The organism is Nocardia sp. CNS-044, assembly GCF_059570515.1.
This window is the reverse complement of the sequence record NZ_JCANSX010000010.1, coordinates 382,141-405,660: the sequence shown is the minus strand read 5'-3', so window position 1 is coordinate 405,660 and position 23,520 is coordinate 382,141. Positions and strand designations below refer to the sequence as shown.

Here is a 23,520-nt window from a genome sequence, read left to right as displayed (position 1 = left end):
ATGGCCAACAACTTCGCCGACCTCTTCGAGCACGCCGTCGACGCCATGCCGGACCGGACCGCGGTACTACAGGGCGAGCGTCGCGTGCGCTTCGCGGAACTCGACGCCAGGGCCAATCGGTTGGCCCACCACCTGGCATCCTCCGGCCTCGGGGCGGGCGCGCACATCGGATTCCAGATGCACAACAGCGTCGAGACCATGGAGACGTTGATCGCCTGCTTCAAACTCGCCGCCGTGCCGATCAACATCAACTACCGCTACGGCCCCGCGGAACTCGCCTACGTCTACGACAACGCCGACCTGGACGCGCTGGTGTACCACGCGTGCTACTCGGAGGCGGTGCGGGAGGCCAGATCTCGGGTTCCGCGCGTGCGGTACGCGCTGCGCGTCGAGGACGACACGGTCCACCCGGCCGACGACGGCGCTGTGCTGTCCGAGAGCGCCGTGCCGTACGAGAGCGCGTTGGCGAATCGTCCGTCGGCGCGGCCATCCGTCCCGCGCGGACCCGACGACCTGTTCATGATGTACACCGGCGGCACCACCGGCCTGCCGAAGGGCGTCATGTGGCGGCAAGAGGACATGTGGCGGGTGCTCGGCGGCGGCATCGACTTCTACACCGGCGAACCCGTGGCCGACGAGTATCAGCAGTCGCGCACCGGCGCCGCGGGCGACCCGAGCACCTGGTTCGTGCTGCCGCCGCTGATCCACGCCGCGGCGATGATGCCGACCTTCACGGCGCTGTGGTCGGGCAACGCGGTGATCTTCCAGCGCCGCTTCGACCCCGACGCCGTCTGGGCGGGGGTGGCCAGGCATCGGCCGCAGGTGCTGGTGATCACCGGCGACGCCATGGCCCGTCCGCTGATCGACGCCTACCGGCGGCGACCGGTCGACGCGTCCTCGCTGCTGGCCATCGCCTCGGGCGCCGCCCTGCTCTCGCAGGCGATGAAGAACACCCTGCTGGAGACGTTCCCTTCCGCCGTGGTGTCCGACTCCATCGGATCGTCCGAAACGGGCTTCGGCGGAATAGGTTTCGCGCAGAAGGACGACGATCCCGCGCGCGGCCCCAGGGTGCGCACCGGTCGTGGCGCGGTGGTGGTCGACGACGACGGACATCCGGTGCCGCTCGGCGCGGAAGGCTGGCTGGCGAAGACCGGCGCGGTGCCGCTCGGGTATTACAAGGATCCCGGCAAGTCCGAACGGCTGCTCCAGTCGGTGGACGGCGCGCGCATCGTGGTGACCGACGACCGGGCCCGCGTGGAGGACGACGGCACGGTGACCCTGATCGGGCGCGGCAACATGGTGGTCAACACCGGCGGCGAGAAGGTGTTCGTCGAAGAGGTCGAGGGCGTGCTGAAGGCGCACGCGCAGGTCTACGACGCGGTGGTGGTCGGGGTGCCGCACGAGCGCTGGGGCCACCAGGTAGCAGCGGTCGTCGCGGGCACCGAACCCGGCCGGATCGATTTCGGTGCGCTGGAACACCACGTCCGCGACCATCTGGCCGGTTACAAGGTGCCCAAACAGATCTGGGTGACCGAGGCGATCGTGCGCTCACCGAGCGGCAAGCCCGACTACCGCTGGGCTACCGACTACGTCGCGGGCCGCGCGCCCGATCACCGATCCACGTGAACCGGGTCGCTCTGCGCCGCAGGGCATTCCATCCCAGGAGGTAGACATGACCGCAGCGTCGTTGCCCGCGGGTTTCGACTTCACCGACCCCGCGCTCTGGCAGAACCGCAGCCCCGTCGAGGAGTTCGCGCTGCTGCGCCGCACCGCGCCGGTGTGGTGGAACGCCCAGCCCGACGACACCTCGGGCGGATTTCGCGACGGCGGATACTGGGTGGTGAGCAAGCTCGCGGACGTCAAGGAGATCTCGCGCCATCCGGAGCTGTACTCCTCGCAGCGCAAAGGCGCCATCATCCGGCTGCCGGGTGACATCACCCCGGAGCAGATGGACCTCACCGGCGCGTTGCTGGTCAACATGGATCCGCCCAAACATTCCAAGATTCGCCGGGTCGTCGCCAAAGGATTCACCCCGCGCGCGGTCGAGAGCCTGCGCGCCGCGCTGACCGAGCGCGCCGAACGCATCGTGCACGCCGCGAAGCGAACGGGCGGAGGCGATTTCGTCCAGCAGGTGGCTTGCGAGCTGCCGCTGCAGGCGATCGCCGAACTTCTCGGTGTGCCGCAGGAGGATCGGCGCAAGGTCTTCGACTGGTCGAACCAGATGCTCAACTACGACGATCCCGAATACGGCGATCCGACCGTCGCCTCCGCCGAAATCCTCGGCTACGCGTGGAACATGGCCGAGCAGCGCCGCGCGTGCCCGGTGCACGACATCGTCTCCGAGCTGGTGCACGCCGACGTCGACGGCGAGGCGCTGGCCTCCGACGAGTTCGGCTTCTTCGTGATCCTGCTCGCGGTCGCGGGCAACGAGACCACGCGCAACGCGATCACGCACGGCATGAAGGCCTTCGTGGACAACCCGGAGCAGTGGGAGATCTACCGCGCGAGCCGTCCGCGCACCGCGCCCGACGAAATCGTCCGGTGGGCCACTCCGGTGACGGCCTTCCAGCGCACCGCCACCGAGGACGTGGTGCTCGGCGGGCAGCGCATCCGCGCCGGTCAGCGGCTCGGATTGTTCTACAGCTCGGCCAATTTCGACGAAGACGGGTTCACCGACCCGTTCGCCTTCGACATCCTGCGCGATCCCAATCCGCATGTCGGCTTCGGCGGAACGGGCACGCACTATTGCGTCGGCGCGAACCTGGCCCGGCTGGAGATCGACCTGATGTTCAACGCTCTCGCCGACGCCATGCCGAACCTGCGCCAGGTCTCGGATCCGGTGCGGCTGCGGTCGGGCTGGATCAACGGCGTCAAGAGCTGGCAGGTCCGCTACGACTGAGACGGCGACACTCGAACGGCCGCGACTCGCCGCCGCGGCCGTTCGAGCGTGTCCGTCGGAGTGCCGATCCGAACCGCCCCGGCATTCACCCGTTCTGCCGGAGACCGCGCCTGCGGTAGCGCACCCGGCAGGGCTGCTGCAGCTGCACCACCATCTTCGAGTGGTCGTTGCGGTAACTGTCCGAGGGCTGGGCCATCTCGAACTCCCAGTCCCGCAACAGGATCGAGAAGATCGCCTTGAGCTGCATGAGCGCGAACGCGGCTCCGACGCAGCGGTGCTTGCCCGCGCCGAACGGGATCCACGTCCAGCGGTTGACGATGTCCTCCTGGTTCGGGTCGATATAGCGGCCCGGATCGAAGGTCTCGGGATCGGGGAAGTCCTCGGGCAACCGGTTCGAGATGGCGGGCGTGGCGGCCACGTGGTCGCCCTCGGCGATGTGGTGACCGCACACCTCGAAATCGCCCCTGGCCACCCGCATCAGGATGATCAGCGGCGGATGCAGTCGCAGCGTCTCCTTCAGCACCGCCTCCAAGCGCGGAATCTGGCGCAGCGCACCGAAACTCACCGGCGAACCGTCCGCGTACAGCTCGTCCAGCTCGGCGACGACGCTGCCAAGCAGCTCGGGGTGGCGGAGCAGCTCGATGACCGTCCACGCCGCCGTGCCGGAGGTGGTGTGGTGACCGGCGAACATCATCGAGATGAAGATGCCGGTGATCTCGCTGGCGCTGAAGCGCGGTTCGCCGTTCTCGCCGGGCACCGAGACCAGCACGTCGAGCATGTCGCGGTCGCCGCGTTCGGCGGGACGGGCAGCCCGCTTGTCCATGATTCCCTGGACGAGCTCGACGAGCGCGGCGCGGGCCTCGTCCCTGCGGCGGAAGCTTTCGATCGGCGCGTAGGGGTCCACGTAGGCCAAGGCGTCGGTGCCGCGCTCGAGTTCGTGATAGAGATGCGCGAACCTGCCATCGAGTTCGTCGCGGAATTTCACGCCGATCAGGCAGGCCGAGGACGTGTAGATGGTCAGCTCGGCGAAGAAGTCGAGCAGGTCGATCTCGCCCTCGTCGCCCCAGCGCGCGAGCATCCGCTCGACCTCGGTGGCGATCGTGGCCGCGTGCCCGCGCATGTGCTCGGCGCGCAGCGCCTGGTTGTGCAACATCTCCTTGCGGCGTTCCGGGCTGGCGTCGAAGACCACCCCCTCGCCGAAGATCGGCTTCATGAACGGATAGGCCGCGCCCTGGTCGAGATCCTCGTCGCCGGATCGGAAGAAGAACTCGTTGGCTTCCGCCCCGGAGAGCAGGACCACCCGCTTGCCCGCGAGTTCGAAGGCACCGATATCGCCGCACTCGGCGCGCACCCGGCGCATCAGCGCGATCGGGTCGGAGCGGAACTCCTCGAGATGTCCGTGCTCGTGCTCGCCGCCGGAGACGCGCTGTGGTTTCACCAGAGTCATCGGAAATCCTTCCACAGATACCTGTCCAGACATATGCTGGACACGTGTCTGGACAGTACTACTGTCGACCGGACGCGAGCAAGGGATTCGCGGTCGCGTGATCGCGCGCAGGGCCCTCTCGAAGGGGTGAAGAGTGGACGCACGGCAACAGTCCTCGCGGGGGCGCTTCCCGATCCTGTGGGCCACCTGGGCGACGGTGCGGCTCAAATTCGCCGGGCTGGCGTTCGTTTCGATGATCGCGGCGGTGGTGCTGCTCGCCATGTCGATGTACGCGGGCCGGTTCGAGTCGACGGCGACGGTGCTCGTCGACGCGCCGCGCTCGGGGCTGGTGCTCGATCCGGACGCCGCGGTGCGGATGCGCGGCGTGGAGATCGGCCGCGTCGCCGCCGTGGAACCGCACGCCGACCGGGTGCGGCTGCGGCTGGAGCTGGATCCGGAGTCGCTGCGGATGGTCCCGGAGAACGCCCTCGTCGACATCCGCTCGACGACGGTCTTCGGCGCCAAATTCGTGCACTTCGTGCCGCCTGCCGCGCCGTCACCGCGCCCGCTGGCGCCGGGGGCGGTGGTCCGGGCGGAATCGGTGACCGTCGAGTTCAACACCTTGTTCCAGCGGCTCTCCACGGTGCTCGCGAAAGTAGAACCGGGACAATTGAATTCGACACTGGCCGCATTGAGCGCCGCGTTGCAGGGTCGCGGTGAGCGGCTCGGCGATCTGCTGGAGCGCGCGGATGTCACACTGCGCCAGCTGAATCCGAGCCTGCCCCAGCTGGCCCACGACATGACGGCCACCGCCGAGGTCACCGAACTCTACGCCGACACGGCGGGGGAGTTGCTGCGCACGGTCGACAACGCGACCGTGATCGGCGCGACGGTCGCGGACCGGGCCGCGGATCTGGACGAAATGTTGCTCAACGTGGTGGGTTTGGCCGAGACCACCCGCGCGGTCCTCACCGAGACCGAGCAGCCGATGGCGACGGCGCTGCGGCTGCTGCGCCCGGGGAGCGCGCTGCTGAACGAGTACCGGCCTGCGCTGCGCTGCGTGGTCAACGGCGTCGCCGCGATGATGCCGTTGGCGGAGACGATATTCGGCGGCATGGTGCCGGGAGCGGTGTTCAACACCAACTTCATGCTGGCCTCGGAACCGTACAAATATCCGGAGGACCTGCCGAAGGTCAACGCGACCGGCGGTCCGGACTGTTCCGGCATCGAACAGCGCGCACCGGGCGCGCACGCGGACTACGTCGTGACCGACACCAGCGAGGGCGCGTTGTTCGTCCCGTCGACCAGCGCCCGGCTGCACGCGGATCCGCCGACGGTGTTCGAGATCTTCTTCGGTGGGCTGCCCGGCGTCGCCCGCCGGTGAGGAGCCTCAGCCGTCCAGCAGGTGGGGCAGGCCCGCGCGATAGCGCTCGGCGTCGACGCGTTTGGCCTGATCGAAGATCGGCAGCGAGACCAGCGGGAAGATCGGCGCGCGCGGACCGGGGTCGTCGGCGGCGTCCATGATCGCGTTGGCCACCGCGCGGCCGGATTCGTTGGCGCCCTCCATGGTCGCGAGATCGATGTTGCTGCGCACGTGGTCGCCGCCGAAGAACAGATTGGGGACGGCGCAGTGCGCCTCCGGCCGGTGATCGTAGGAGCCGACGGTGTTGACCAGCAAGGGTGTCGCGTTGTCGATCGCGCCACCGCGCCAGGTGATTCCGGGATCGAGGTGCCAGGAGCGCACGTCCTCGTCGCGCAGCCAGCCCGTCGCGGTGTTGAGCCATTCCTTCAGTTGCGCCCACACTTCCGCGGCGATCTCCTCGCGGCCACATTCCTTGGCCGGTCGGCCGTAGAGCACGCCGGGGGAGTCCCAGTCGGAGATGTCCACCGAAAGACATTCGCGCACCGCGCCGTCGCCGTAGCGTGCGGCGAAATCGCCCACCCACATGGGCGCTTGGCGCAGCGCGGTGAGCGCCCACGGCGAACCGAGCGCGGCGATATGGCCTTCCGGCAGCTCGGTCGGGCGGGTGAGGTAGTACTGGATGCCGACCATCCAGTCGGTGTGGAGCCGGTGCATGCCCGCCAGCCGCGGATCGGCGTCGAGGATCCGGTCGCTGAGCAGCGGAAGGGTCCGCTCCACCGGCATGGCGCAGACGTACCAGTCCGCGGTGACATTCTCGGCCGTGCCGTTCGCCCCGCGGACAGTCGCCGACACAATGCGCCCGCCACGCAGTTCCAGTGCGCTCGCGCCCCTGTTCATGACGAAACGGACGCCGAGCGAACGCAAGTAGCCGACCCACGGATCGATCCACGCCTCGTTGGTCGGCCGGTTCAGGATGCGGTCGATGCCCGCGGCGTATTGCGGAATCGCCCCGGTCGCGGCCAGCACCAGCGCCTCGCCGATCGTTCCGATGGTGCGCGCCGAGCTGACGTGCGGTTTGGCGGCGACGGTGATCCGGGTGAGCGCGTTGACCAGGTAGTCGCGATAGGCGGGCGACTTGCCCTGGGCGTGCAGGATCTGTTCCCAGGTGACGTACTCCCACTGCCCGTAGCGCCGCTCCGCGCAGGAGGTGAACCACACCGTCATCTGTTTGGCGAAGAACGCCAGTTCCCACGGCGGTAGCTCGGGGACGAAGCCGAACGCGCCGACGATGGTGTTCTGCAAGCGTTGCGGTGTCAACTGATCGATCGCCCCGAGCTCGACGGGCACGAAAATCGGTGGGCGCCCACGGAACCCGGCGACCGTGCCCTCCACCCGGACCAGGTTTCCCGCGACACCGTCACGGTTCCCGGGAAACGGAATGCGCCGCATCGTATCCGGGATGTTCTGGTAGCAGCCGGGAAAGAAACGAAAGCCGTGCTCGCCGGGCAGATCCAAGCGTCCGCCGACGCCGGTGCCCGGCACACCCATGCTGCGCGCCTTGCCGCCGAGAAACGCGGGCTCGTACACGGTGACCTGGTATCCGCGTTCGGCGAGCTCGTGGGCCGCGGACAGTCCCGCGACGCCGCCGCCGAAGATCGCCACCGATCGTCCGGGCGCGGGCGTCCGCTGCACTCCCGGTGTGGCGGTGGCTGTCGAAGCGGTCGCGGCTAGGCCGACACCCGCGGCCACGGCGCCGCGCAGAACTTCGCGGCGGGTGAGAGAAGGGCCGGAAGGCGGTCGCTTGTCACGCATGTCGTTCTCCTGAGCAGGTGGCGGGTGCGAGAGCGTGGTGGGCGCGCGACTGCCACCAGTCGGCGGCGGTGTCGCGGGCCTCGTGCAGGAGATGGGTCAGCACCGGACCGACCGAGGGCCAGGCCTCGCGCAGCGCGCCGACGGCCAGCGCCGCCGCGAGCGCGGGGGTGAAGACGTCCTTCGGATCCCTTGTGCGCGAGAAGATCGCGGTGACCGCCTGCGCCAGCTCCGGGTCGCTCGTCGCGCGGCGATAGAGCTGAATCTCCAAGGGGCTCATGGCAGTTCCGCGGGCCAGCCGGTTGGTCCACTGGTAGATGCCGAGGCAGTCGGCGAGGCGCTGGGACTCCCAGGCGCGCAGTGCCGCGTCCAGCCGCTGCGGCTCGTGCAGCACCGGGGCGGCGAGTTCGCCGAGACGTCGGCCGTAGTGCAGCGCGTCCCGAATGCCCTGGGCGGTCACCGGATCCTTGAAATGTCCCGCGTCGCCGGGCAGGGCCCAGCCCGGGCCGCTGGATCGGCGGAAGTAGGAGAGCAGCCCCGTCGCGGAGCGGACGCGACCGACTCGCTCACACCCCGCGAGCCTGGTCGCCAGCCCGGGAATCCGTTCGATCGCTTCGCGATAGCGTCGTTCGGCGCCGCCGGGGCCGGGACGGTCCGCGCTCGCCGGAGGTTGCACCAGGGCGAGCAGAAGTCCGTCGTCGCAGGGAAAGGCGGTGCCCAGATCGGGACCGTCGCGCCACTGCGCGGCCACCTCGCGCCATCCGGCCGCGGTGTCGCGCCAATAGGCGAAGTAGCAGTCCCGTCCGCTCGGCGCGGACAGCCGGGGACCGGACGCCCCGGCCAGCCGGGCCACCGTGCTGCGCCGTCCGTCGGCGCCGACCACGAGGGCAGCGCGCAGCTCACGGGTACCGGAGGCGTCGGAGTACCTGACACCCGCGCATCGTTCTCCGCGCCACAGCAATTCGCCGACACGGGCACCCTCGCGCAAGTCCGCGCCCGCGTCGACCGCGGTGGCCGCGAGCGCGGCGTCCAGGCCAGTGCGGCGCACGCACAGCGCGTAGTCGACGTCGTCCACCGGCGCGAACGGCGAGCGGATGGTGTGGCCCGCGCCCGCCGCGTAGGCGGTCCGCAGCGGCGGCGCTCCCAACGCGGTGACGCGATCGAGCGCGCCGAGACGCGCCAATTCCGCGACACCGCCGGGCCACAACAGGTGTGTGGAGAGCGTGTCCGAGGGAAATCGGGTCGCCTCCAACAACACGACCCGCACGCCCGCCCGTGCGAACGCGGCGGCCGTCGCCGAACCCGCGCAGCGGGCGCCCACCACGACAACCTCGGTGTCCTCGACCGGAATGGCAGGGGCGCCAGGCATTTTCGAACCACCTCGGTCACAACGTCTCGGACACAGTGTCCGATCGATGGTGCGACTCGTCGCGCCCCGGTGTCAACGCCCGCACGGCAGAATGGAACTCGTGAATCCCTCCGGCGAACGATCGCGGCGGCACCTGGCCGTCGGCCTGCGTGCGGGTGGCGGATGCCTTCGCTGACGAGAGCCCCGAAGAACGCACGCAAGCCGGTCGACGACCGGCGGACGGAGTTCGAGCGGCGCGTCCTGCGCGCCGTCGAAGAACTGCTCGCCGACGGGACGCCCTACACCGAGATCGCGGTGCACAAGATCGCCGCCGCCTCGGGCGCGGCGAGATCGACCTTCTACCGCTACTTTCCGGACAAGAGCCAGCTACTGATCCGAATGGCCGAACTGGCCACCGCGGACCTGTTCGACGCGGCGGAGACGTGGTGGCGCGCCGACCACGGCGACCACCGAGCCGGGGTGGTGCGCGCGATCGGCAGCATGATCGCGGGGTTCCGCGACCATCGCTATCTGCTGCTGGCACTCAGCGAAGTCGCCGGCTACGACCGGGACGTGGGGCGCTATTGGAGCGGTCGGGTCGCGGCCTTCGTGGACGTGGTGCGGACTCGGCTCGAGGCGGATCGCGCCGCGGGGCGGATCGATTCGGCCGTCGATTCGACCGCCACGGCGTTGGTGCTGACCGCCATGGTCGAGCGATCGATCACCGCCGCCTTCGCTGCGAATTCGGTCGTCACGGATGCCGCGCTGGCCGAGTCCTTGGGGCGAGCCATCTGGCTGGTCGTCTACGGTGACGCGCCCTGCGCGTGAGCGGCGCACGAAAAAGGCCGCGCCGGAACGGTATCGGCGTGACTACTCGTCGTCGAGACCGGCGGACAGGTACGCCGCCGCCGCGAGCCATTGCCTGCACTGCGGTCCGTGCACCTCGTGGACGTGCAAGATCTCACGCGCTCTGCGGTAGGTGAGGCCGCCGGGTTCGGCGCCGCAATCGGCGGTGGACACTTCGCTCACGGCGCGTGGCCGCAAGGTCTCGACACCGGTGCCTCCGAGAAGGAAGTCCCGGTGGGGAGTTCGAAATGGCTGGCTCATGTCGACCGCCCCTCGCGTCTGGCGATGGGGAGGCGAATTGTCTGGCGACGCCGGCGCGAACTCCCTAGCACGTCTCCCCGCTATCTACCGCCCGAGTTTAGAGCCGCGTACCTTACAGATGCAAGTACATTTGCACGAACGACCAACAGGTATGTAAAACGGCGGCCACCGAACGATTCGGTGGCCGCCGTTGTGGCACAGCGTCTTTCCCAACGTGGCACCCGGCCATTTCCTGACGTGTCAGGAAATCATCGGTGCGGACCACGTTCTCGATGACGCGTCACGCTATTTTCGCTGCCGCACGGCTTTTCGCCGACGCGTCGGGTATTCGGTTCCGCGTCAGGGTTTGCGCGCAACGGCGCCGTACGCGGAAATGGGCCGGATCTCGCCCACCTCGGCATTCTGGGCGCGCCACTGGGTGATGGAGGTGAAGCCGGGCTCCACCATCTCCAATCCGTCGAAGACCGCCTTGATCTGGGCCTGTGTCCGTGGCACATACGGAACGCCACCGGTGCCGGTGTAGTTCTCGCAGAGGGTCACGTACTCCTTGCTGTCGTCGGTGCCGTCCCACATCACCAGGTAGCTGCCCGATGGCACGGCCTCGAGCACGGTGCCCACGATCTCCAGCAGCTTTTCGTAACTCTTGGCGTGGCCGAGCACGCCCATGAACATGACGGCGATCGGCTTGTTGAAGTTGAGCACGTTGCGCGCGTCGGCGACGATCTGATCGGTGTCGTGGAAATCGCAGTCCACGTAGGTGGTGACGCCCTCCGGCGTCGTGCTGGTCAGCAGCGCCCGCGCGTGCGTCAGCACCAGCGGATCGTTGTCCACGTAAACGATTTTCGAGTCCGGCGCCACGCTCTGCGCGACCTCGTGGGTGTTCTGCATGGTCGGCAGGCCGGTGCCGATGTCGAGGAACTGACGAATACCGACCTCGCTGGCCAGGTAGCGGACCGCGCGGATCAGGAACTGCCGCGACTGCACGGCCATGGTGGTGATGTCGGGGTCGACCTCGATGCCCGCGTCGCCGGCGATCCTGTCGATTTCGTAGTAGTCCTTGCCGCCCATCCAGTAGTTCCAGATTCGCGCGGAATGGGGAATGTCGGTCCGGATGAGTGGGCTGTGGTCTTCGGGCATCGCGTAGGACTCCTCTGGAACATATGTGCGTGGCCGGATGTCCGCCGCCCTTGACCGATGTGCGGGGCGCGCCGCGCGCGTCTGACTCCGTGGTTGTCGCGAATGGACGGTCATCCGATGTGCTCTGTGACAGTACAAGATTCGGTTGCCGCGAGCGGTCCGGATGCGCGAGGTGAACGGGGGCTTTACACGACTCCGCGAATCACCGGCATCAAAACCGGCCGGTAGGTCCGAATTATTCTGCGCCGCATGGTGAACTTCGTGCTATCGTCCGAACGTAGGTGCAAATGCAAGAACGTTTGAGCGTGCATCTGCAAGCACTCAAGCCGTAAGTCCCTCACACTGGCAGTAACCGAGGAGTGGGAAATGTCGGGTACAACCACGCACAAGATCACCAGCGCCTGGCGCAAGAGTTCGTTCAGCGGACCCAGCGGGGGCAACTGCGTCGAAGTGGCGGAGGTGTCCAATGGCCTGGTCGCAGTACGCAACTCGCGCGACCCCGAGGGCGCTGTCCTGTTCTACACCCGTCCGGAGATCGACGCGTTCGTCCGTGGAGCGAAAGCCGGAGAATTCGACGATTTGACTAGCTGAAAGGTAACATTGCGATCGGTGCGGTGTGTCTCGAAACGACAAGTATGTGACACACTGGTGGGCAACCAAGAGTATCGGAGACGAACTCCATGATCGCAGAACCCAACGACGACGGCATCGTGCAATCGGTTGTCGCGGAGCGTGGTCCGACCGTGCTCCGGATCGCCCTGGGTGGGCAGTTGCGCAAGCTACGCGAGAGTTGCAACATCACCCGCGAGGCCGCGGGTGACGCGATCCGTGGTTCGCACGCCAAGATCAGTCGTCTCGAGTTGGGCCGCACCGGTTTCAAAGAACGCGACATCCGCGATCTGCTGACCCTCTACGGCGTCAGCGATCCCATGGAACGCGAACAGTTCCTGACGCTGGCCAGGCAGGCCAACGAGCCCGGCTGGTGGCATCGTTACAGCGATCTGCTGCCGTCCTGGTTCGGCACTTACCTAGGCCTGGAGCAGGCGGCCAACAAGATCCGCACCTACGAAGCGCATCTCGTGCCCGGCCTGCTACAGACACCCGAATACGCAAGGGCCGTACTGGCTCTCGGCTACGACGACGCCGACACCGATCGGCGCGTGGCCGTGCGTCAGCGCAGGCAGGAGATCCTGCACCGCACCGATCCGCCGATCGTCTGGGCGGTGATCGACGAGGCCGCGCTGCACCGTCCGGTGGGCGGGCCGCAGGTGCTGCGCGAGCAGATGGAACACCTCATCGCGCTCGCCGCTCTGCCGAACGTCACCCTTCAGGTCCTGCCGTACTCGGCGGGCGAGCACGCGGCCGCGGGCAGTTCCTTCAGCATCCTGCGCTTCGCCGAGCCCGAGCTACCCGACATCGTGTACCTCGAGCACCTGACCAGCGCCCTGTACCTGGACCGCAGGCAGGATCTGGCGCTGTACCTCTCGGTGATGGACCGCCTGAGCGTCCAAGCCTTGCCGCCGCAGAAGTCGATCGAGATGTTGTCGTCGATCGCGGCCGGACTGTGACGATCACGCGTCGGCACTGAAGATTACGAGCGGTCTCTTTTCGCTTCCCGCGCGGCGGCGCGTGCGGACCGAAAGCGATTGATCGCGTCGGCATCTGGGTCGCCGTGCGCACTCGCCGGAGCGGGGGACCGCACGGACCATTCATACAGTTCGCAGGAGTGCGAACCGCCGTGAACCGTAGAGAACAGCGCGAAGGCGGAGATGGCCGCCTGGGTGAGCGTCCGGATGACGCGAGGGAAGTAGGTCGCGATGTGCGTCGCGCGCCGAGACCTCGCGGACGGAGGTGGTGTCCGGCCGAGGCTGTCGCAGGCGAGACCCATTGGCGCGCAGCGTTGTTCGGCTGCGGCGCCGCGAGGTGAACCGGCTACTGCTTGATGAAGGTGGACGCGATGCGCCAGAAGGTCGCCGGTTGGAGCGCCTTCAGGTCCCAGTCGTCGGCCATGGCGTGCGCCGTCGATACGATCCGATCGATGTCGAAATCGTTCCGGGTGGCCGCGCCGGTGGACTCGACGGCATCGATGACGAACGCGACCGCCGTTTCTCGCGAGTACGTGGTATTTCGGTGGCCGCTGCGGGCCGGCGATGTGCTCATAGTTCTACCGTTCGCTGGCTGGTCGGCCAGTGCGGCCTCGGCGAACCCGAGCCGGCCGCCGACTAGTGGTTGGTCCATAAGACGTCCCTGATGTAGGCGGCAGCAAACTTCCGGCGACTTTGCCATCGGTTCGCCCACGCGGCCTCCCCTGGTTGTCCCCTATATAGCTATGCGGAACTGAGTTTATGTCCGCGTGCCTTTCAGATGCAAGTACATCTGCACGATCGATTGTATTCGCACAAAAGGTTTTTCACCCTTCCCGCTCGAGTCGCCGACCGTTCCGACCGGACGGTTCATCGGATCGGCGTCTCGGCGTCCGGGTTTCCGCTCGCCCGCACGGTCCGCTACGCACTGCCGGGTGGGCACTTGGCCAGGTCGGAGGCTGCTCGCCGGGGTGGTGTCGCCGTTCCGGTGCGGACGGCCCGGCGCGGCGGGCGGACCGGACGGCGTGCGATCTTCGGGCGGAGTGAAGTGTCGTCATTCCGCCGACGGGCGTAGCCGCGGCGAGTCTCGAATCGGTGACATCGAAAATCGTTCCGGAATCGCGGCGGAAATCAAGCGCTCGGGTGGCGCGGATAACTCGGCCGACGGAACCGACTTTGGGATCACGCCGATCGAATCCGCTGCGACGCAGAACATTCAGCAATCAATCAGCTACCAATTGTGGAGACCGCGTCCGCCAGTGGCGTATCCCCCGCGACGAGCGCGAGTGTGGTGCGCACGGTGTTCGGAGCGGACAGCAAGGCGGCCAGAACGGCGGCGACATCGGCGCGGGCAATAGTGTCGCGACCGATCGGATACTGGCTCAGGGTGACCAGGCCGGTGGCCTCGGTATCGAGCAACCTGCCGGGGCGGAGGATGGTCCAGTCCAGATCGCGGGCCCGAAGATCGTCCTCGGCTTGGGTTTTGGCGGCTATATAGGCGGCCCACACCTCGTCGGTGCCCGGCGCGGGCGGCTGACCAGCCCCCATGGTGGAGATCTGCACGAAACGGCGCACACCCGCCTGCTCGGCGGCGTCGGCGAGCAGCACCGAGCCGCCCTTGTCGACGGTGTACTTGCGGGCCGCGCCGCTACCGGCCCCCGCGCCCGCCGCGAAGACGACGGCATCGGCTCCGGCGAGCGCGTCGACGAGCGCGGGCAGGTCGGTCCGTTCCAGATCGAGCACGACCGGGCGCGCTCCGGCGGCGGCGACGTCGTCGGCGTGGTCGGGGTTGCGGATCAGGCTCGACACGGAGTGACCTGCGGCGGCGAGCGTTTCGGCGAGCAGCAGGGCGATCTTGCCGTGTCCACCGGCGATCACGATGCGCATGGGTGTCCTTTCCGGTAGCGGGCGAACCGTCAGCGTTCGGGTCCGCCCGGGTTGCACGAGGCCTGCACGGTTTCGGGATAGCCGACGGCGGGCCGCCACGGTTCGAGATTCCAGCTCGGCTTGTTCGGCTGCACCAGCCGCGCCCAGTCCCAGTGACAGACGAACTGGTCGCGCATGCCGGGAGCGTCGGCGGCGGGGGACTGGACGAGCACCTCCTGCCAGGCCCGCTCGTCCGAACCGGGATAGGTGGTGCGGCGGCCCGCCTCCGAGGGGAAGACGAGCAGGCGTGGGCCGTCTACGTTCTCGGTCCACTCGACGTGGTCGACCAGCGGAATGCCCTCGTACGGATCGACCGTCGGCTGCGCCGCGAGGGGCGTCGCGCGATCGGAACTCGTGCTTGGCGGACGCGTCAGCGTCGCGGAGGTGGCGGACAGCGCCCGTGAGCCGGTGCTGGACGGCGACGCGGTGGACGCCTCCTCGGCCCCGCATCCGGCGACCGCGACGGACACCAGCAACGCGAACCCCGCACCCCACGCCGAGCGTGGTCGCCGGTCGTGTGCTTTCCGCGTCCGCTGTCTCACTATCGATCCCTCCCGAGGCGCTGTCGCGTCCGCGCGGCGCGGACGTCTCCGTCGAGCGTAATCGCGCGCGGCGGGACGGCGTTCGCCGACAACTCGCGCCAGCCGGGAAGGAGGGCGTGCCTCCGCCTTCGCCGCGGCCGCACGCGGGTCTGCTGGGGACCGCGTCCGACTACGTCGGCCGGGACACCGAATGTGGTGTCTTGCCGCGCGGGCATCGATCCGGCAATCATCGGCCGATGAAGCGTGCACTGATCATGGCGGGCGTGCTCGGGGTCGTCATCTCGGTGTCGGCGCCCGACGGCACCGGCTCGGCGAACCCTGCCGAGCGGCCGGGGACCGTCACGGAGGTGTCTCGGCTACCGGACGTGGTCGCCGTCGCGAACGCGGGCGCCGCGCTGCGGCTGGTCTATTGGTCGCGCGGTCCGCGCGGGCCGATGCGCAGCGGCGGCGCGATCTATCTGCCGCAAGGCGCGCCGCCGCCGGGCGGCTGGCCGATCGTCGCCTACGCGCACGGCACGGTCGGGATCGCCGACCACTGCGCGTTCACGCTGCAGCCGCGCCGTTTGTACCTGGACACCGTCTACCCGGAGTTGCTCCGCGCGGGCTATGCCGTGGTGCTGACGGACTACGTCGGCCTCGGCACCCCCGGCACCCACCCGTATCTCGACGGCCCCTCGCAGGCGCGCAGCATGATCGACGCCGTGCGCGCCGCACGTGCGGTGGTGCCGGAATTGAGCGATCGGTGGGCCGGGCTCGGGCAGTCCCAGGGCGGGCAGACCGCCTTGTTCACCGCGCGTATCGCCCCGGAAGACGCCCCGGAGCTGCGGCTACGTGGCGCGGCCGCCACCGGTCCGCCGTCGAATCTCGAGCATCTCGCCCCGCTGATGGGCCCCTGGGTGCCGCGCCTACCGCTGCGGATGACGACCGCGTATTTCGCCTCGATCATGGCGGGGCTGCGCGCGACCGCGCCCGAACTGGATGTGGACGGCTATTTGACCCCGGCGGGCAGGGAAGTGCTGGACGTGGTCGAACGGGAATGCGTCACCGAGGCAGACGCCCTCGTGCGCGACATCTCGATCGGCGAGATGCTGGCCGAGCCGTTGTGGGATCCGGCGCTGCTCGCCGCGGCGCGCGCGATGCTGCGGATACCGACCGAGGGGCACACGGTGCCGCTGTTCATCGGCCAAGGACTGACCGATCGCGACGTGCCCGCGCCGTTGAGCGCCGGACTGGTCACCGAACTGACGCTGGCCGGTGCGAATCTGCAAGTCGTGGTCTACCCCGGCGACCACCTGGCGACCGCGCGCGATTCGCTGCCGGACACGCTGGCCTTCCTGCACCGCGTGCTGGACAACCCGTGAAAGCTCAGCGCCACAGCGAACGGCAGGGCAACCTGCGCAGCTCGGGCCGGATCTTGCCGTCCACCGTGACGGTGAGCCCCGCGTGCAGCGCCGCGGTGGTGAACTCCCACGCCTCGGTGCTCGTCGCCGCGTACTCGAGGACGATCTCGTCCTCGGGCGTCGGGCCGTCGAAGTAGACAGTCACGCGCCGAGTCGGCGCGTCCGCGACACCCCGCCGATGTTCTGCGATGTGCTGCGTGCCGTCCATGTCACGGTCTTCTTCCGGGCCGGCGCGGCCTCGCGCCGGTTACTCGACGGTAGATCCCGGACCATAGTGAAGAACATGTTCCATCCCACTGGCTGGACAAGTCACAGGGCTTCGCGGGCCTCGGTGGGGATTCTCACGAGTGTGTGTGCGCGCCGGTCACAGCGTGTCATGACCAAACTTGTGAGAAGTCCACACGTTGCCTGTCTTTTTTGCCATGCCGACCGGGCATTGATCAGGATGATCTCCAACGTTGGACCCACTGGGGAGGCACAGTCCATGAGAAAGGCCCTACGTTCGGTGCGCGCACTCGGAGCCGCGGCGCTCGGCGTGCTGATGGTGGTGGCGGTGGCCGGAGCGAGCCACAGCGAACCGCTCTACCCGGCGCCGGACCCGGATCCGTTCTATGCCGCGCCCCCGGACCTGGCCGACAAGAAACCCGGCGACGTGATCGCGGTGCGCCAGATGCCGCCGCTGCTGGTCTTCCCGGACACCACCGTCACCCTGGTGCGTTTCCGCTCGACCAACTCCACGGGCAAACCGATCGCGGCCACCACGACGGTGCTCACCCCGAAGGCACACCGCGCGGACGGACCGCTGCTGTCCTTCCAGCACATCATCAACGGGCTCGGCGCCGAGTGCTCGGTCTCCCGGGTGCTCTACACCGGCGATCCCAATCTGATCGTGCGCGAGGCGCCCGGCTGGAACGTGCTGTTGCAGCGCGGCTGGACCGTGGCGCTGCCCGATCACCTCGGCCCGCAGTTCGCCTACGGCGCGGCGAAGCTGGGCGGTCAGATCACCCTGGACGGCATCCGCGCGGTCAAGCAGGTGTCGGAATTGCGACTGGCGCAGAGCCCGACCGCGATGGTCGGCTATTCCGGCGGCGGAATGGCCACCGCGTGGGCCGCCGCGCTCGCGCCGGAGTACGCGCCGGAACTCCAGCTCGCGGGCGCCGCGATGGGCGGGGTGCCGATGAACCTGGTCAAGATGCTCGAGGGTCTCGGCCTCGGTTCGCATCCGGTGTTCGGTCTCGCGCTGGCCGCGGGCCTCGGCTTGGAACGGGAGTATCCGGAGCGGTTCCCGCTGAGTGAGCAGCTCAACGATCGCGGGCTGGCCGCGCGCGACGCCATCGCCAACAGCTGCACCAACGACATCATCGCGACGGGCGCGGGGCGCGGCGCGATGGACTTCGCGAAGACGACCTCGATGATCGACGACCGCGACGCGCGCGCGGTGGTGGAGGAGAACAGCCTCGAGCTCTACGACGGCGTGCCGCGCACACCGGTGTTCGAATGGCATTCTCCGATCGACGGATTGGTTCCGGTCGACGCGATCGTCAACACCGACCGCAGGTGGTGCGCGGCGGGCGTGCCGGTGCAGGCCGAGCAGATTCCGGTGCCCGATCACCTGACCGCGGCCGTTCTCGGCATCCCCACCGCGCTGAGCTGGCTCGACGCCCGCTTCCGCGGCGAGCCCGCGCCGAGCAACTGCTGACGCCGACCGAGCCGAATCCGCCTCGAGGCAGGCGGATTCGGCTCGGTTGTTGCGATTCGGCGTCATGACACACACAACTCGAGCACGGACCGGCTGCCGCTTCGGCGCGTCCGGTTAGCCTGAGTCCCTGGCCCCCAAGGGGCATTTCGGGGGTCGACGGCCCGATCTCTTTGGGCACCAGGCGAACCCGACGTCGCACCCAGAGGCGTGTGCCATGAGATCTTTGCGTGCCCTGCTCCTGACAGCCCTGCTGGTCGCTTCGGCGGGGATGGGCCACGCCGCGGCCGATCCGCCCGCTGTACCCGCACCGCCCCCCGGGCCGCCGCCCGTCCTTCCCGATCTGTCCGGACTGCCCGCGCTGCCCACCGTTTCGGGATCGCTGCTGCCCGGCGTGCAGGAATGGATCGACCGGGTGATTCCGCCGCCTCCGATCGTTCCGACACCGCGCCAGGACGGCGCGGTACTGGAGACCGCGGGCGTCTCGCCGACACTGGCCGCGCTGCACGAGGCCGCGCTGCCCTCGGGAGTGGGCGATCCGATCTTCGATTTCTGGCCGCCCGACCTCGCCGACTACGCGCCGGGCGAGATCATCGAGGTCCGTGATGTCACCGCGACGGCGGGTTTGCTCGTACTCGTGCCGTTCCGTCAGGCGCTGCTGATGAAGTACCGCACCACCGATGCGCACGGCAGACCGTCCTTCGCCACCGCGACCCTGGTCGTCCCCGCCGGCGCGTGGACCGGTGACGGCGATCGCCCGGTGGTGGTCAACAACCTGCCGATCGACGCGCTCGGTCGCGACTGCACCCCCGGCTACAGCCTCGCCAACGGCTGGACCGACAACACCAGCGTTACCGACTTCATCCCGCCCACAACGCAATTGGCGATCTTGCGCGGGTACGCGGTGCTGATCCCCGATCACGAGGGCCCGTGGATGGCTTACGCCGAACCGTATGTCGCGGGCCACGCGGTGCTCGACAGCATCCGCGCCGTGCGAAATCTGCTGCCCGAGGAGTTCGGCGCCAGCGCTTTCGGGATGTTCGGCTACTCCGGCGGGGCCATCGCCACGCACGGCGCGGTCAAACTGATCGGCGGCTACGCGCCGGAACTGTCCGAGGTCGTGGTCGGCGCCGCGCTGGGCGGCGTACCCGCCGACTACGAGATCCTGGCGCGCAGCATGAACGGCAATCTGGCGTCCGCGGTCTTCATGGCCGCGGTGTTCGCCATCGGAAGGGAGCGTCCGGAAATCCTGGCGCGAATGAACAATCTGGCCAAATGGATCGCGACCTCACCGGCGAAGGACCTGTGCGGCAGCACCTTCGGTGCGGTCGGTGTGCTGATGCTGCCCATCGACATCGCCGCGAACTTCCCCGACCCGCTCGGCTCGGAGTTCGCCGCCGAGATCTACCGCGTGACACGCATGGAGGACATGCCCTCCGCGGTGCCGCTCTACATCTACAACGGTGATCAGGAGTTCTGGATCCCGGCCGAAGGCGCGCGCAATCTCTACCGCGAACAGTGCGGGCTCGGTGTCACCGCGGTCTATCGCGGGGTGCTCGGCGAACATGTGATCGGGGCGGCCACCGGTTACCCGGAGGTGATGCTGTGGCTGGACGAGCGGTTGCGCGGTGTGCCCGCCCCGAACGAATGCTGATGTCACGGCGAACGTTGCGCTGACCCGCCGCGGCGCGATTCAACAGTATGACGCCGCACTTCGACGTACCCTCCGCCGCCCAGCAAGCCGCGGCGCTGGTCGGGCGCCACTTCCGGCTCGCCGACCGCTACGAGGTCAGCCGGGAGAAGGTTCGCGAGTTCGCCAAGGCCGTGCAGGACTATCACCCGGCGCACTGGAGCAAGGACGCCGCGGCGTCGCTCGGCTACGGCGGACTCGTCGCGCCGCTGACCTTCCCGGCGATCGTGTGGCTGCAGATGCAGCGAACGATGTTCGAGACCGAACTGACGGGCTACGACGTCAGCCAGGTGCTGCACACCGAGCAGCGGGTGCGGGTGCACCGCCCGATCGTCGCGGGCGACGAGTTGGTCTCCGAGTGCACGTTCGAATCGTTCCGCCAGTTCGGCGCGAGGGATCTGCTCGTCATCCGGAATCTGCTCAGCGACGGCGCGGGGCGGCCGCTGCAGACGACGCACAGCACCGTCATCGCGCAGACCGGCGTCGAGATGGCGGGCGATCTCGCCGCCGCCGTGGCGGGCGTGATGATGAGCGGCCAGAGGCCCGCGGCGCCCGACAGCGCCAGCCCGCATCCCTCGGCGGCTCGGCTCACCGAGCGCGCGGCGGGCCCGCCGGACGCGCTCGACGACAGCGATCGACGCGGGCTGATCCGCTTCGAGGATCTACGCGTCGGCGACGAACTGCCCGCGCACGAGGTGGCGCTCTCGCGCGGCGACCTGGTCAACTACGCGGGCGTCTCCGGCGACACCAATCCGATCCACTTCAGCGACGAGGTCGCCAGGGCGGTCGGATTGCCCGATGTCGTCTCGCACGGGCTGCTGACCATGGGCCTCGGCGCGGGATATCTGACCTCGTGGCTGGGCGATCCCGGCGCGGTGGTCGACTACGGCGTGCGCTTCGGCGGTTTCGCGCCGGTGCCCGCGGACCGGAAGAGCACGATCGAATTCAGCGGCCGCGTCAAGGAATTGGATCCGGCGCTCCGCGCCGCGACCGTGCAAGTCGGCGCCACGTGCGGTGCTCGAAAGTTGTTCGGCAAGGGCATCGCGCGAGTGCGGCTCTCCTGATCGGCTCACCCACCCTGCAGCAGCCACTGTTGGCTGAGCCGCAGGTGGTTCGCCGACCATGCCGAGATGACGGCGGGATCGGAACCAGCAGGCGGAGGCGGTGATTCGCCGGGGTACAGGCCGTTGTCGTTCGGCGCGCCGAGCGCCGTCGCCGCCGGCCTGCTGGGCGGCTCCGCGCCAGGAGCCGGTTCTCCGATCGGTGCCGCCTGCGCAGGAAAACGCGTGGTCGTCGGAATCTGCGGACGCTGCTCCCTGGTCGGTTCGTTGGGGTCGAATGGATCGGCCGGGTCGCCGGGGTCGAGGGGCCTCGCCTGCGCCGACCCCGGCGCCGGCCGGACCGGATTCGCCGGTGCGACGGCCGGGTGCGTTCCCGGCTGGTGGGTGTCCTCGATCATGATCGGCGGCGCCGCGTCGGGTCGCGCGGTATCGGGGGTGGCGGGCGCGACGGCGGGCGGGGTCGTCCGGTACGCCTCGCGGGTCCACGTCGCGTCGTCGGTACCGCGCGAGAGCGCGATGCCCGACGCGGCGAGCACCGCGACCGCCGCCGCGCCGAGCGGAAGCGCCACACCCGCGCGCCGCCGCTCGCCGGTGGCGATCGGGGCGGCGGGTTCGCCGCTGGGATCTTGCGGCAGCTGAGCGGCCGCGATGCGGGCGGCGCCGACCGCGGCGGCGGGGTACTGGTCGTCCACGGTGACCGCGGGAATCTGGAAAACGCGCTCGAAATCGCCGAGCAGCTCGGGAGCCACGGGTTGCGCGCCGCAGAGCACGACGCCGTCCAGCGTCAGGCCCTTGGCCAGCAGCGCGGGGCGCACGCGATCGAGCGCTTCGGCCGCGGGATCGGGTCCGGCCCGCCACGCGGCCGAGGCGAGGATCCGCGAGCGCGCCGCGTCGGTGAGGATGAAGGTCAGGTCACGATCGGCGATCTCCAGCGCCAGAATGGTCTCGAATCGGTCGAGGTCGGCGACTTCCCGCACGTAGGCGAGCAGTGCCGCGCGCACCGAAACGAGCGAGGACGTCCGCCATCGGCCGGTGGCCAGATGGGTGACGATGTCGCGCCGTTCCTCCACCGTGCGGTAGGTCAGCGCGATGTTCTCGATGAGCGAGAGGGTCCGGTCGGCCAAATTCTCGAGGGCCGCCGCGATCGACTCGGCCGCCGTGGCCTCGCCGATCTCCCACTCCACCTCCTCGAGCGGGGCCGATGGCGGTTCGTCCGCCACCGGATTGGAGAGCAGTACCGCGCGAACCGTCGTTCGGTCCGCCGTGACACCCACGGTCGCCATACGAATCACCTCTGCCTACACGATTCTCCTACTCGATTCGTCGCGGGCCGGTGTGCCGATGGGCCCGAGACCTGTCTGCCACACACTCGATATAGCGGCGGAATGCGCGGAAACGTTAGCGCGACGATTGCCAGGGCCGGTCCTGGGCGTCGTGCGCGTGACCGAGTTGTGCGTCCTATCGGGGAGGGGTTCCGGCTCGTGGCTGGTGCTCGGCCCCAACGTGCCCGTGCGCCTGTGCATGCATTCAGAACGATACCGCCGTGTGCCCTGGAGCGTCGCCCTCGATTCATGGCATCATCGGTGGATGCGTGCTCCGGAAGTGCGACTCTCGGGCGAAACCCCTTTTCCCAGAAAGCTTCCCGGCCCGGACGGCGGTCCGACCGTGTTGCGGATGCTGCTCGGCGGTCGATTGCGGCGATTACGCGAGGCCGCGGGCATCTCGCGCGAGGACGCGGGCGAGTCGATCCGCGGATCGCACTCCAAGATCAGCCGCTTGGAACTCGGCCGTACCGGGTTCCGCGAACGCGACCTGGTGGACCTGCTCGCGCTCTACGGCGTGACGGATCCGACCGAGTGCGCGGAGTTCCTCGAGCTCGCCCGCCAGGCCAACGCCTCGGGCTGGTGGCACCGCGACAACGACTGGCTGCCGAAGTGGTTCGACACCTACCTCGGCCTGGAGCAGGCGGCCCGATTGATCCGCTGCTACGAGCCGAGAGCGGTGCCCGAGCTGCTGCAGACCGCCGACTACGCGCGGGCCCTGCTGTCCCTCGCGCATCCCAACGAGTCGTTCGCGGCGATCGAGCGCCGGGTGGCGTTGCGGATGCGCCGCCAGCACATCCTCACCCGGCCGGAACCGCCCCGGATCTGGGTGATCGTGGAAGAGGCCGCGTTGCGCAGGCGCATCGGTGGTTCGGCGGTCTGGCTCGAACAACTCGACAGGCTGCTCGAGGCGGCCGATCAGCCCAACATCACGCTGCAGGTGCTCGCCGACCACGTCGGTGGCCCGGCCCTGGCCGACGGCGCCTTCACGATGCTGCGCTTCACCGAGTCCGATCTGCCCGACATCGTCTATCTCCAGCAACTGACCAGCGCGCTGTATCTGGACAAGCAGTCCGACATCGCCGCCTACCGGGCCGTCGCCAACATGCTCTCCGTGCACGCCGCACCGCCCCAGTACACGCGCGGGCTGCTCGAAGCGCTGCGCGATCGTCAGCCGCCCACCGTGGACGAGCCGACCGGGCAGGGCTGAG

The 23,520-nt window shown here is 68.8% G+C and carries 21 protein-coding genes; 11 read left to right on the top strand and 10 right to left on the bottom strand.

Translation table 11 applies throughout. The features are described 5' to 3' along the window. Complete coding sequence (locus T333_RS27790; protein ID WP_496426332.1) at positions 1-1,626, top strand: acyl-CoA synthetase; 1,626 nt, start codon at positions 1-3, stop codon at positions 1,624-1,626. 46 nt (positions 1,627-1,672) lie between these two features. Further along, the gene (locus tag T333_RS27785; RefSeq protein ID WP_496426331.1) at positions 1,673-2,899 is read left to right on the top strand and encodes a cytochrome P450; all 1,227 of its coding nucleotides are present in this window, start codon (positions 1,673-1,675) and stop codon (positions 2,897-2,899) included. Positions 2,900-2,984: 85 nt separating this feature from the next. Here T333_RS27785 and cyp51 read toward each other — a convergent pair whose 3' ends face one another. Then, positions 2,985-4,346 (bottom strand): lanosterol 14-alpha demethylase, encoded by a 1,362-nt coding sequence (gene cyp51 / locus T333_RS27780; protein ID WP_496426330.1) that lies wholly within the window; start codon positions 4,344-4,346, stop codon positions 2,985-2,987. Positions 4,347-4,479: 133 nt separating this feature from the next. Here cyp51 and T333_RS27775 point away from each other — a divergent pair, with 133 nt between their 5' ends. Continuing rightward, on the top strand, positions 4,480-5,709 hold the full coding sequence (locus tag T333_RS27775) for an MCE family protein (protein ID WP_496426329.1): 1,230 nt from the start codon (positions 4,480-4,482) through the stop codon (positions 5,707-5,709). Positions 5,710-5,715: 6 nt separating this feature from the next. Here T333_RS27775 and T333_RS27770 read toward each other — a convergent pair whose 3' ends face one another. Both T333_RS27770 and T333_RS27765 read right to left on the bottom strand, forming a co-directional pair. Continuing rightward, positions 5,716-7,500, bottom strand: a complete 1,785-nt coding sequence (locus tag T333_RS27770; protein WP_496426328.1) for a hydroxysqualene dehydroxylase — start codon at positions 7,498-7,500, stop codon at positions 5,716-5,718. Then, complete coding sequence (locus T333_RS27765) at positions 7,493-8,866, bottom strand: FAD-dependent oxidoreductase (RefSeq protein ID WP_496426327.1); 1,374 nt, start codon at positions 8,864-8,866, stop codon at positions 7,493-7,495. The genes T333_RS27770 and T333_RS27765 overlap by 8 nt, the downstream gene beginning before the upstream one ends. Before the next feature lie 162 nt (positions 8,867-9,028). Here T333_RS27765 and T333_RS27760 point away from each other — a divergent pair, with 162 nt between their 5' ends. Next, a complete protein-coding gene (locus T333_RS27760; protein ID WP_355003579.1) occupies positions 9,029-9,673 on the top strand; it encodes a TetR/AcrR family transcriptional regulator in 645 nt (214 codons plus the stop codon). Between the two features lie 42 nt (positions 9,674-9,715). Here T333_RS27760 and T333_RS27755 read toward each other — a convergent pair whose 3' ends face one another. Together T333_RS27755 and T333_RS27750 are read right to left on the bottom strand one after the other, a co-directional pair. After that, positions 9,716-9,865 carry a hypothetical protein gene (locus T333_RS27755; protein ID WP_245909838.1) on the bottom strand — a complete coding sequence of 50 codons (150 nt, stop codon included), beginning with the start codon at positions 9,863-9,865 and terminating at the stop codon, positions 9,716-9,718. Positions 9,866-10,291: 426 nt separating this feature from the next. Further along, positions 10,292-11,089, bottom strand: a complete 798-nt coding sequence (locus T333_RS27750; protein ID WP_496426326.1) for an SAM-dependent methyltransferase — start codon at positions 11,087-11,089, stop codon at positions 10,292-10,294. Positions 11,090-11,455: 366 nt separating this feature from the next. Between T333_RS27750 and T333_RS27745 the strand changes: the two genes are divergently transcribed. Beyond that, positions 11,456-11,680, top strand: coding sequence for a DUF397 domain-containing protein (locus T333_RS27745; protein WP_141811104.1), 225 nt, complete (start codon positions 11,456-11,458; stop codon positions 11,678-11,680). A gap of 89 nt (positions 11,681-11,769) precedes the next feature. Beyond that, entirely contained in the window at positions 11,770-12,657 is an 888-nt protein-coding gene (locus T333_RS27740) for a Sco1979 family transcriptional regulator (protein WP_355003576.1), read from the top strand. Positions 12,658-13,021: 364 nt separating this feature from the next. Here T333_RS27740 and T333_RS27735 read toward each other — a convergent pair whose 3' ends face one another. The 3 genes from T333_RS27735 to T333_RS27725 all read right to left on the bottom strand — a co-directional run bounded on the left by T333_RS27735 (position 13,022) and on the right by T333_RS27725 (position 15,140). Then, complete coding sequence (locus T333_RS27735; protein ID WP_067778370.1) at positions 13,022-13,249, bottom strand: hypothetical protein; 228 nt, start codon at positions 13,247-13,249, stop codon at positions 13,022-13,024. A gap of 650 nt (positions 13,250-13,899) precedes the next feature. Next, positions 13,900-14,559: an NAD(P)H-binding protein gene (locus T333_RS27730; RefSeq protein ID WP_496426325.1), complete on the bottom strand. Its 660-nt coding sequence runs from the start codon at positions 14,557-14,559 to the stop codon at positions 13,900-13,902. A 29-nt stretch (positions 14,560-14,588) separates the two neighbouring features. After that, positions 14,589-15,140 (bottom strand): DUF2599 domain-containing protein, encoded by a 552-nt coding sequence (locus tag T333_RS27725; protein WP_496426324.1) that lies wholly within the window; start codon positions 15,138-15,140, stop codon positions 14,589-14,591. A 236-nt stretch (positions 15,141-15,376) separates the two neighbouring features. On the opposite strand from T333_RS27725, the gene T333_RS27720 reads away from it, so the two are divergent. Beyond that, positions 15,377-16,501: a lipase family protein gene (locus T333_RS27720; RefSeq protein ID WP_496426323.1), complete on the top strand. Its 1,125-nt coding sequence runs from the start codon at positions 15,377-15,379 to the stop codon at positions 16,499-16,501. A 4-nt stretch (positions 16,502-16,505) separates the two neighbouring features. Here T333_RS27720 and T333_RS27715 read toward each other — a convergent pair whose 3' ends face one another. After that, positions 16,506-16,685 carry a hypothetical protein gene (locus tag T333_RS27715; protein ID WP_496426322.1) on the bottom strand — a complete coding sequence of 60 codons (180 nt, stop codon included), beginning with the start codon at positions 16,683-16,685 and terminating at the stop codon, positions 16,506-16,508. A 339-nt stretch (positions 16,686-17,024) separates the two neighbouring features. Between T333_RS27715 and T333_RS27710 the strand changes: the two genes are divergently transcribed. The 3 genes from T333_RS27710 (at position 17,025) to T333_RS27700 (ending at position 20,990) form a co-directional block, all read left to right on the top strand. After that, on the top strand, positions 17,025-18,239 hold the full coding sequence (locus tag T333_RS27710) for a lipase family protein (RefSeq protein WP_496426321.1): 1,215 nt from the start codon (positions 17,025-17,027) through the stop codon (positions 18,237-18,239). Between the two features lie 214 nt (positions 18,240-18,453). Then, positions 18,454-19,890 carry a lipase family protein gene (locus tag T333_RS27705; protein ID WP_496426320.1) on the top strand — a complete coding sequence of 479 codons (1,437 nt, stop codon included), beginning with the start codon at positions 18,454-18,456 and terminating at the stop codon, positions 19,888-19,890. Positions 19,891-19,937: 47 nt separating this feature from the next. Further along, positions 19,938-20,990: a fused (3R)-hydroxyacyl-ACP dehydratase subunits HadA/HadB gene (locus tag T333_RS27700; protein WP_355003570.1), complete on the top strand. Its 1,053-nt coding sequence runs from the start codon at positions 19,938-19,940 to the stop codon at positions 20,988-20,990. Between the two features lie 5 nt (positions 20,991-20,995). On the opposite strand, the gene T333_RS27695 is transcribed toward T333_RS27700, so the two are convergent. Beyond that, on the bottom strand, positions 20,996-22,270 hold the full coding sequence (locus T333_RS27695) for a hypothetical protein (RefSeq protein WP_496426319.1): 1,275 nt from the start codon (positions 22,268-22,270) through the stop codon (positions 20,996-20,998). A 304-nt stretch (positions 22,271-22,574) separates the two neighbouring features. On the opposite strand from T333_RS27695, the gene T333_RS27690 reads away from it, so the two are divergent. Beyond that, the gene (locus tag T333_RS27690) at positions 22,575-23,519 is read left to right on the top strand and encodes a Sco1979 family transcriptional regulator (protein WP_496426318.1); all 945 of its coding nucleotides are present in this window, start codon (positions 22,575-22,577) and stop codon (positions 23,517-23,519) included. The last annotated feature ends 1 nt before the right edge of the window (position 23,520 follow it).

Coding starts and splice junctions, on each gene's coding strand:
- T333_RS27790 (WP_496426332.1), top strand. CDS start 1: ATGGCCAACAACTTCGCCGACCTCTTCGAGCACGCCGTCGACGCCATG.
- T333_RS27785 (WP_496426331.1), top strand. CDS start 1,673: ATGACCGCAGCGTCGTTGCCCGCGGGTTTCGACTTCACCGACCCCGCG.
- cyp51 (WP_496426330.1), bottom strand. CDS start 4,346: ATGACTCTGGTGAAACCACAGCGCGTCTCCGGCGGCGAGCACGAGCAC.
- T333_RS27770 (WP_496426328.1), bottom strand. CDS start 7,500: ATGCGTGACAAGCGACCGCCTTCCGGCCCTTCTCTCACCCGCCGCGAA.
- T333_RS27765 (WP_496426327.1), bottom strand. CDS start 8,866: ATGCCTGGCGCCCCTGCCATTCCGGTCGAGGACACCGAGGTTGTCGTG.
- T333_RS27760 (WP_355003579.1), top strand. CDS start 9,029: ATGCCTTCGCTGACGAGAGCCCCGAAGAACGCACGCAAGCCGGTCGAC.
- T333_RS27750 (WP_496426326.1), bottom strand. CDS start 11,089: ATGCCCGAAGACCACAGCCCACTCATCCGGACCGACATTCCCCATTCC.
- T333_RS27745 (WP_141811104.1), top strand. CDS start 11,456: ATGTCGGGTACAACCACGCACAAGATCACCAGCGCCTGGCGCAAGAGT.
- T333_RS27740 (WP_355003576.1), top strand. CDS start 11,770: ATGATCGCAGAACCCAACGACGACGGCATCGTGCAATCGGTTGTCGCG.
- T333_RS27735 (WP_067778370.1), bottom strand. CDS start 13,249: ATGAGCACATCGCCGGCCCGCAGCGGCCACCGAAATACCACGTACTCG.
- T333_RS27730 (WP_496426325.1), bottom strand. CDS start 14,559: ATGCGCATCGTGATCGCCGGTGGACACGGCAAGATCGCCCTGCTGCTC.
- T333_RS27720 (WP_496426323.1), top strand. CDS start 15,377: ATGAAGCGTGCACTGATCATGGCGGGCGTGCTCGGGGTCGTCATCTCG.
- T333_RS27710 (WP_496426321.1), top strand. CDS start 17,025: ATGAGAAAGGCCCTACGTTCGGTGCGCGCACTCGGAGCCGCGGCGCTC.
- T333_RS27705 (WP_496426320.1), top strand. CDS start 18,454: ATGAGATCTTTGCGTGCCCTGCTCCTGACAGCCCTGCTGGTCGCTTCG.
- T333_RS27700 (WP_355003570.1), top strand. CDS start 19,938: ATGACGCCGCACTTCGACGTACCCTCCGCCGCCCAGCAAGCCGCGGCG.
- T333_RS27695 (WP_496426319.1), bottom strand. CDS start 22,270: ATGGCGACCGTGGGTGTCACGGCGGACCGAACGACGGTTCGCGCGGTA.
- T333_RS27690 (WP_496426318.1), top strand. CDS start 22,575: ATGCGTGCTCCGGAAGTGCGACTCTCGGGCGAAACCCCTTTTCCCAGA.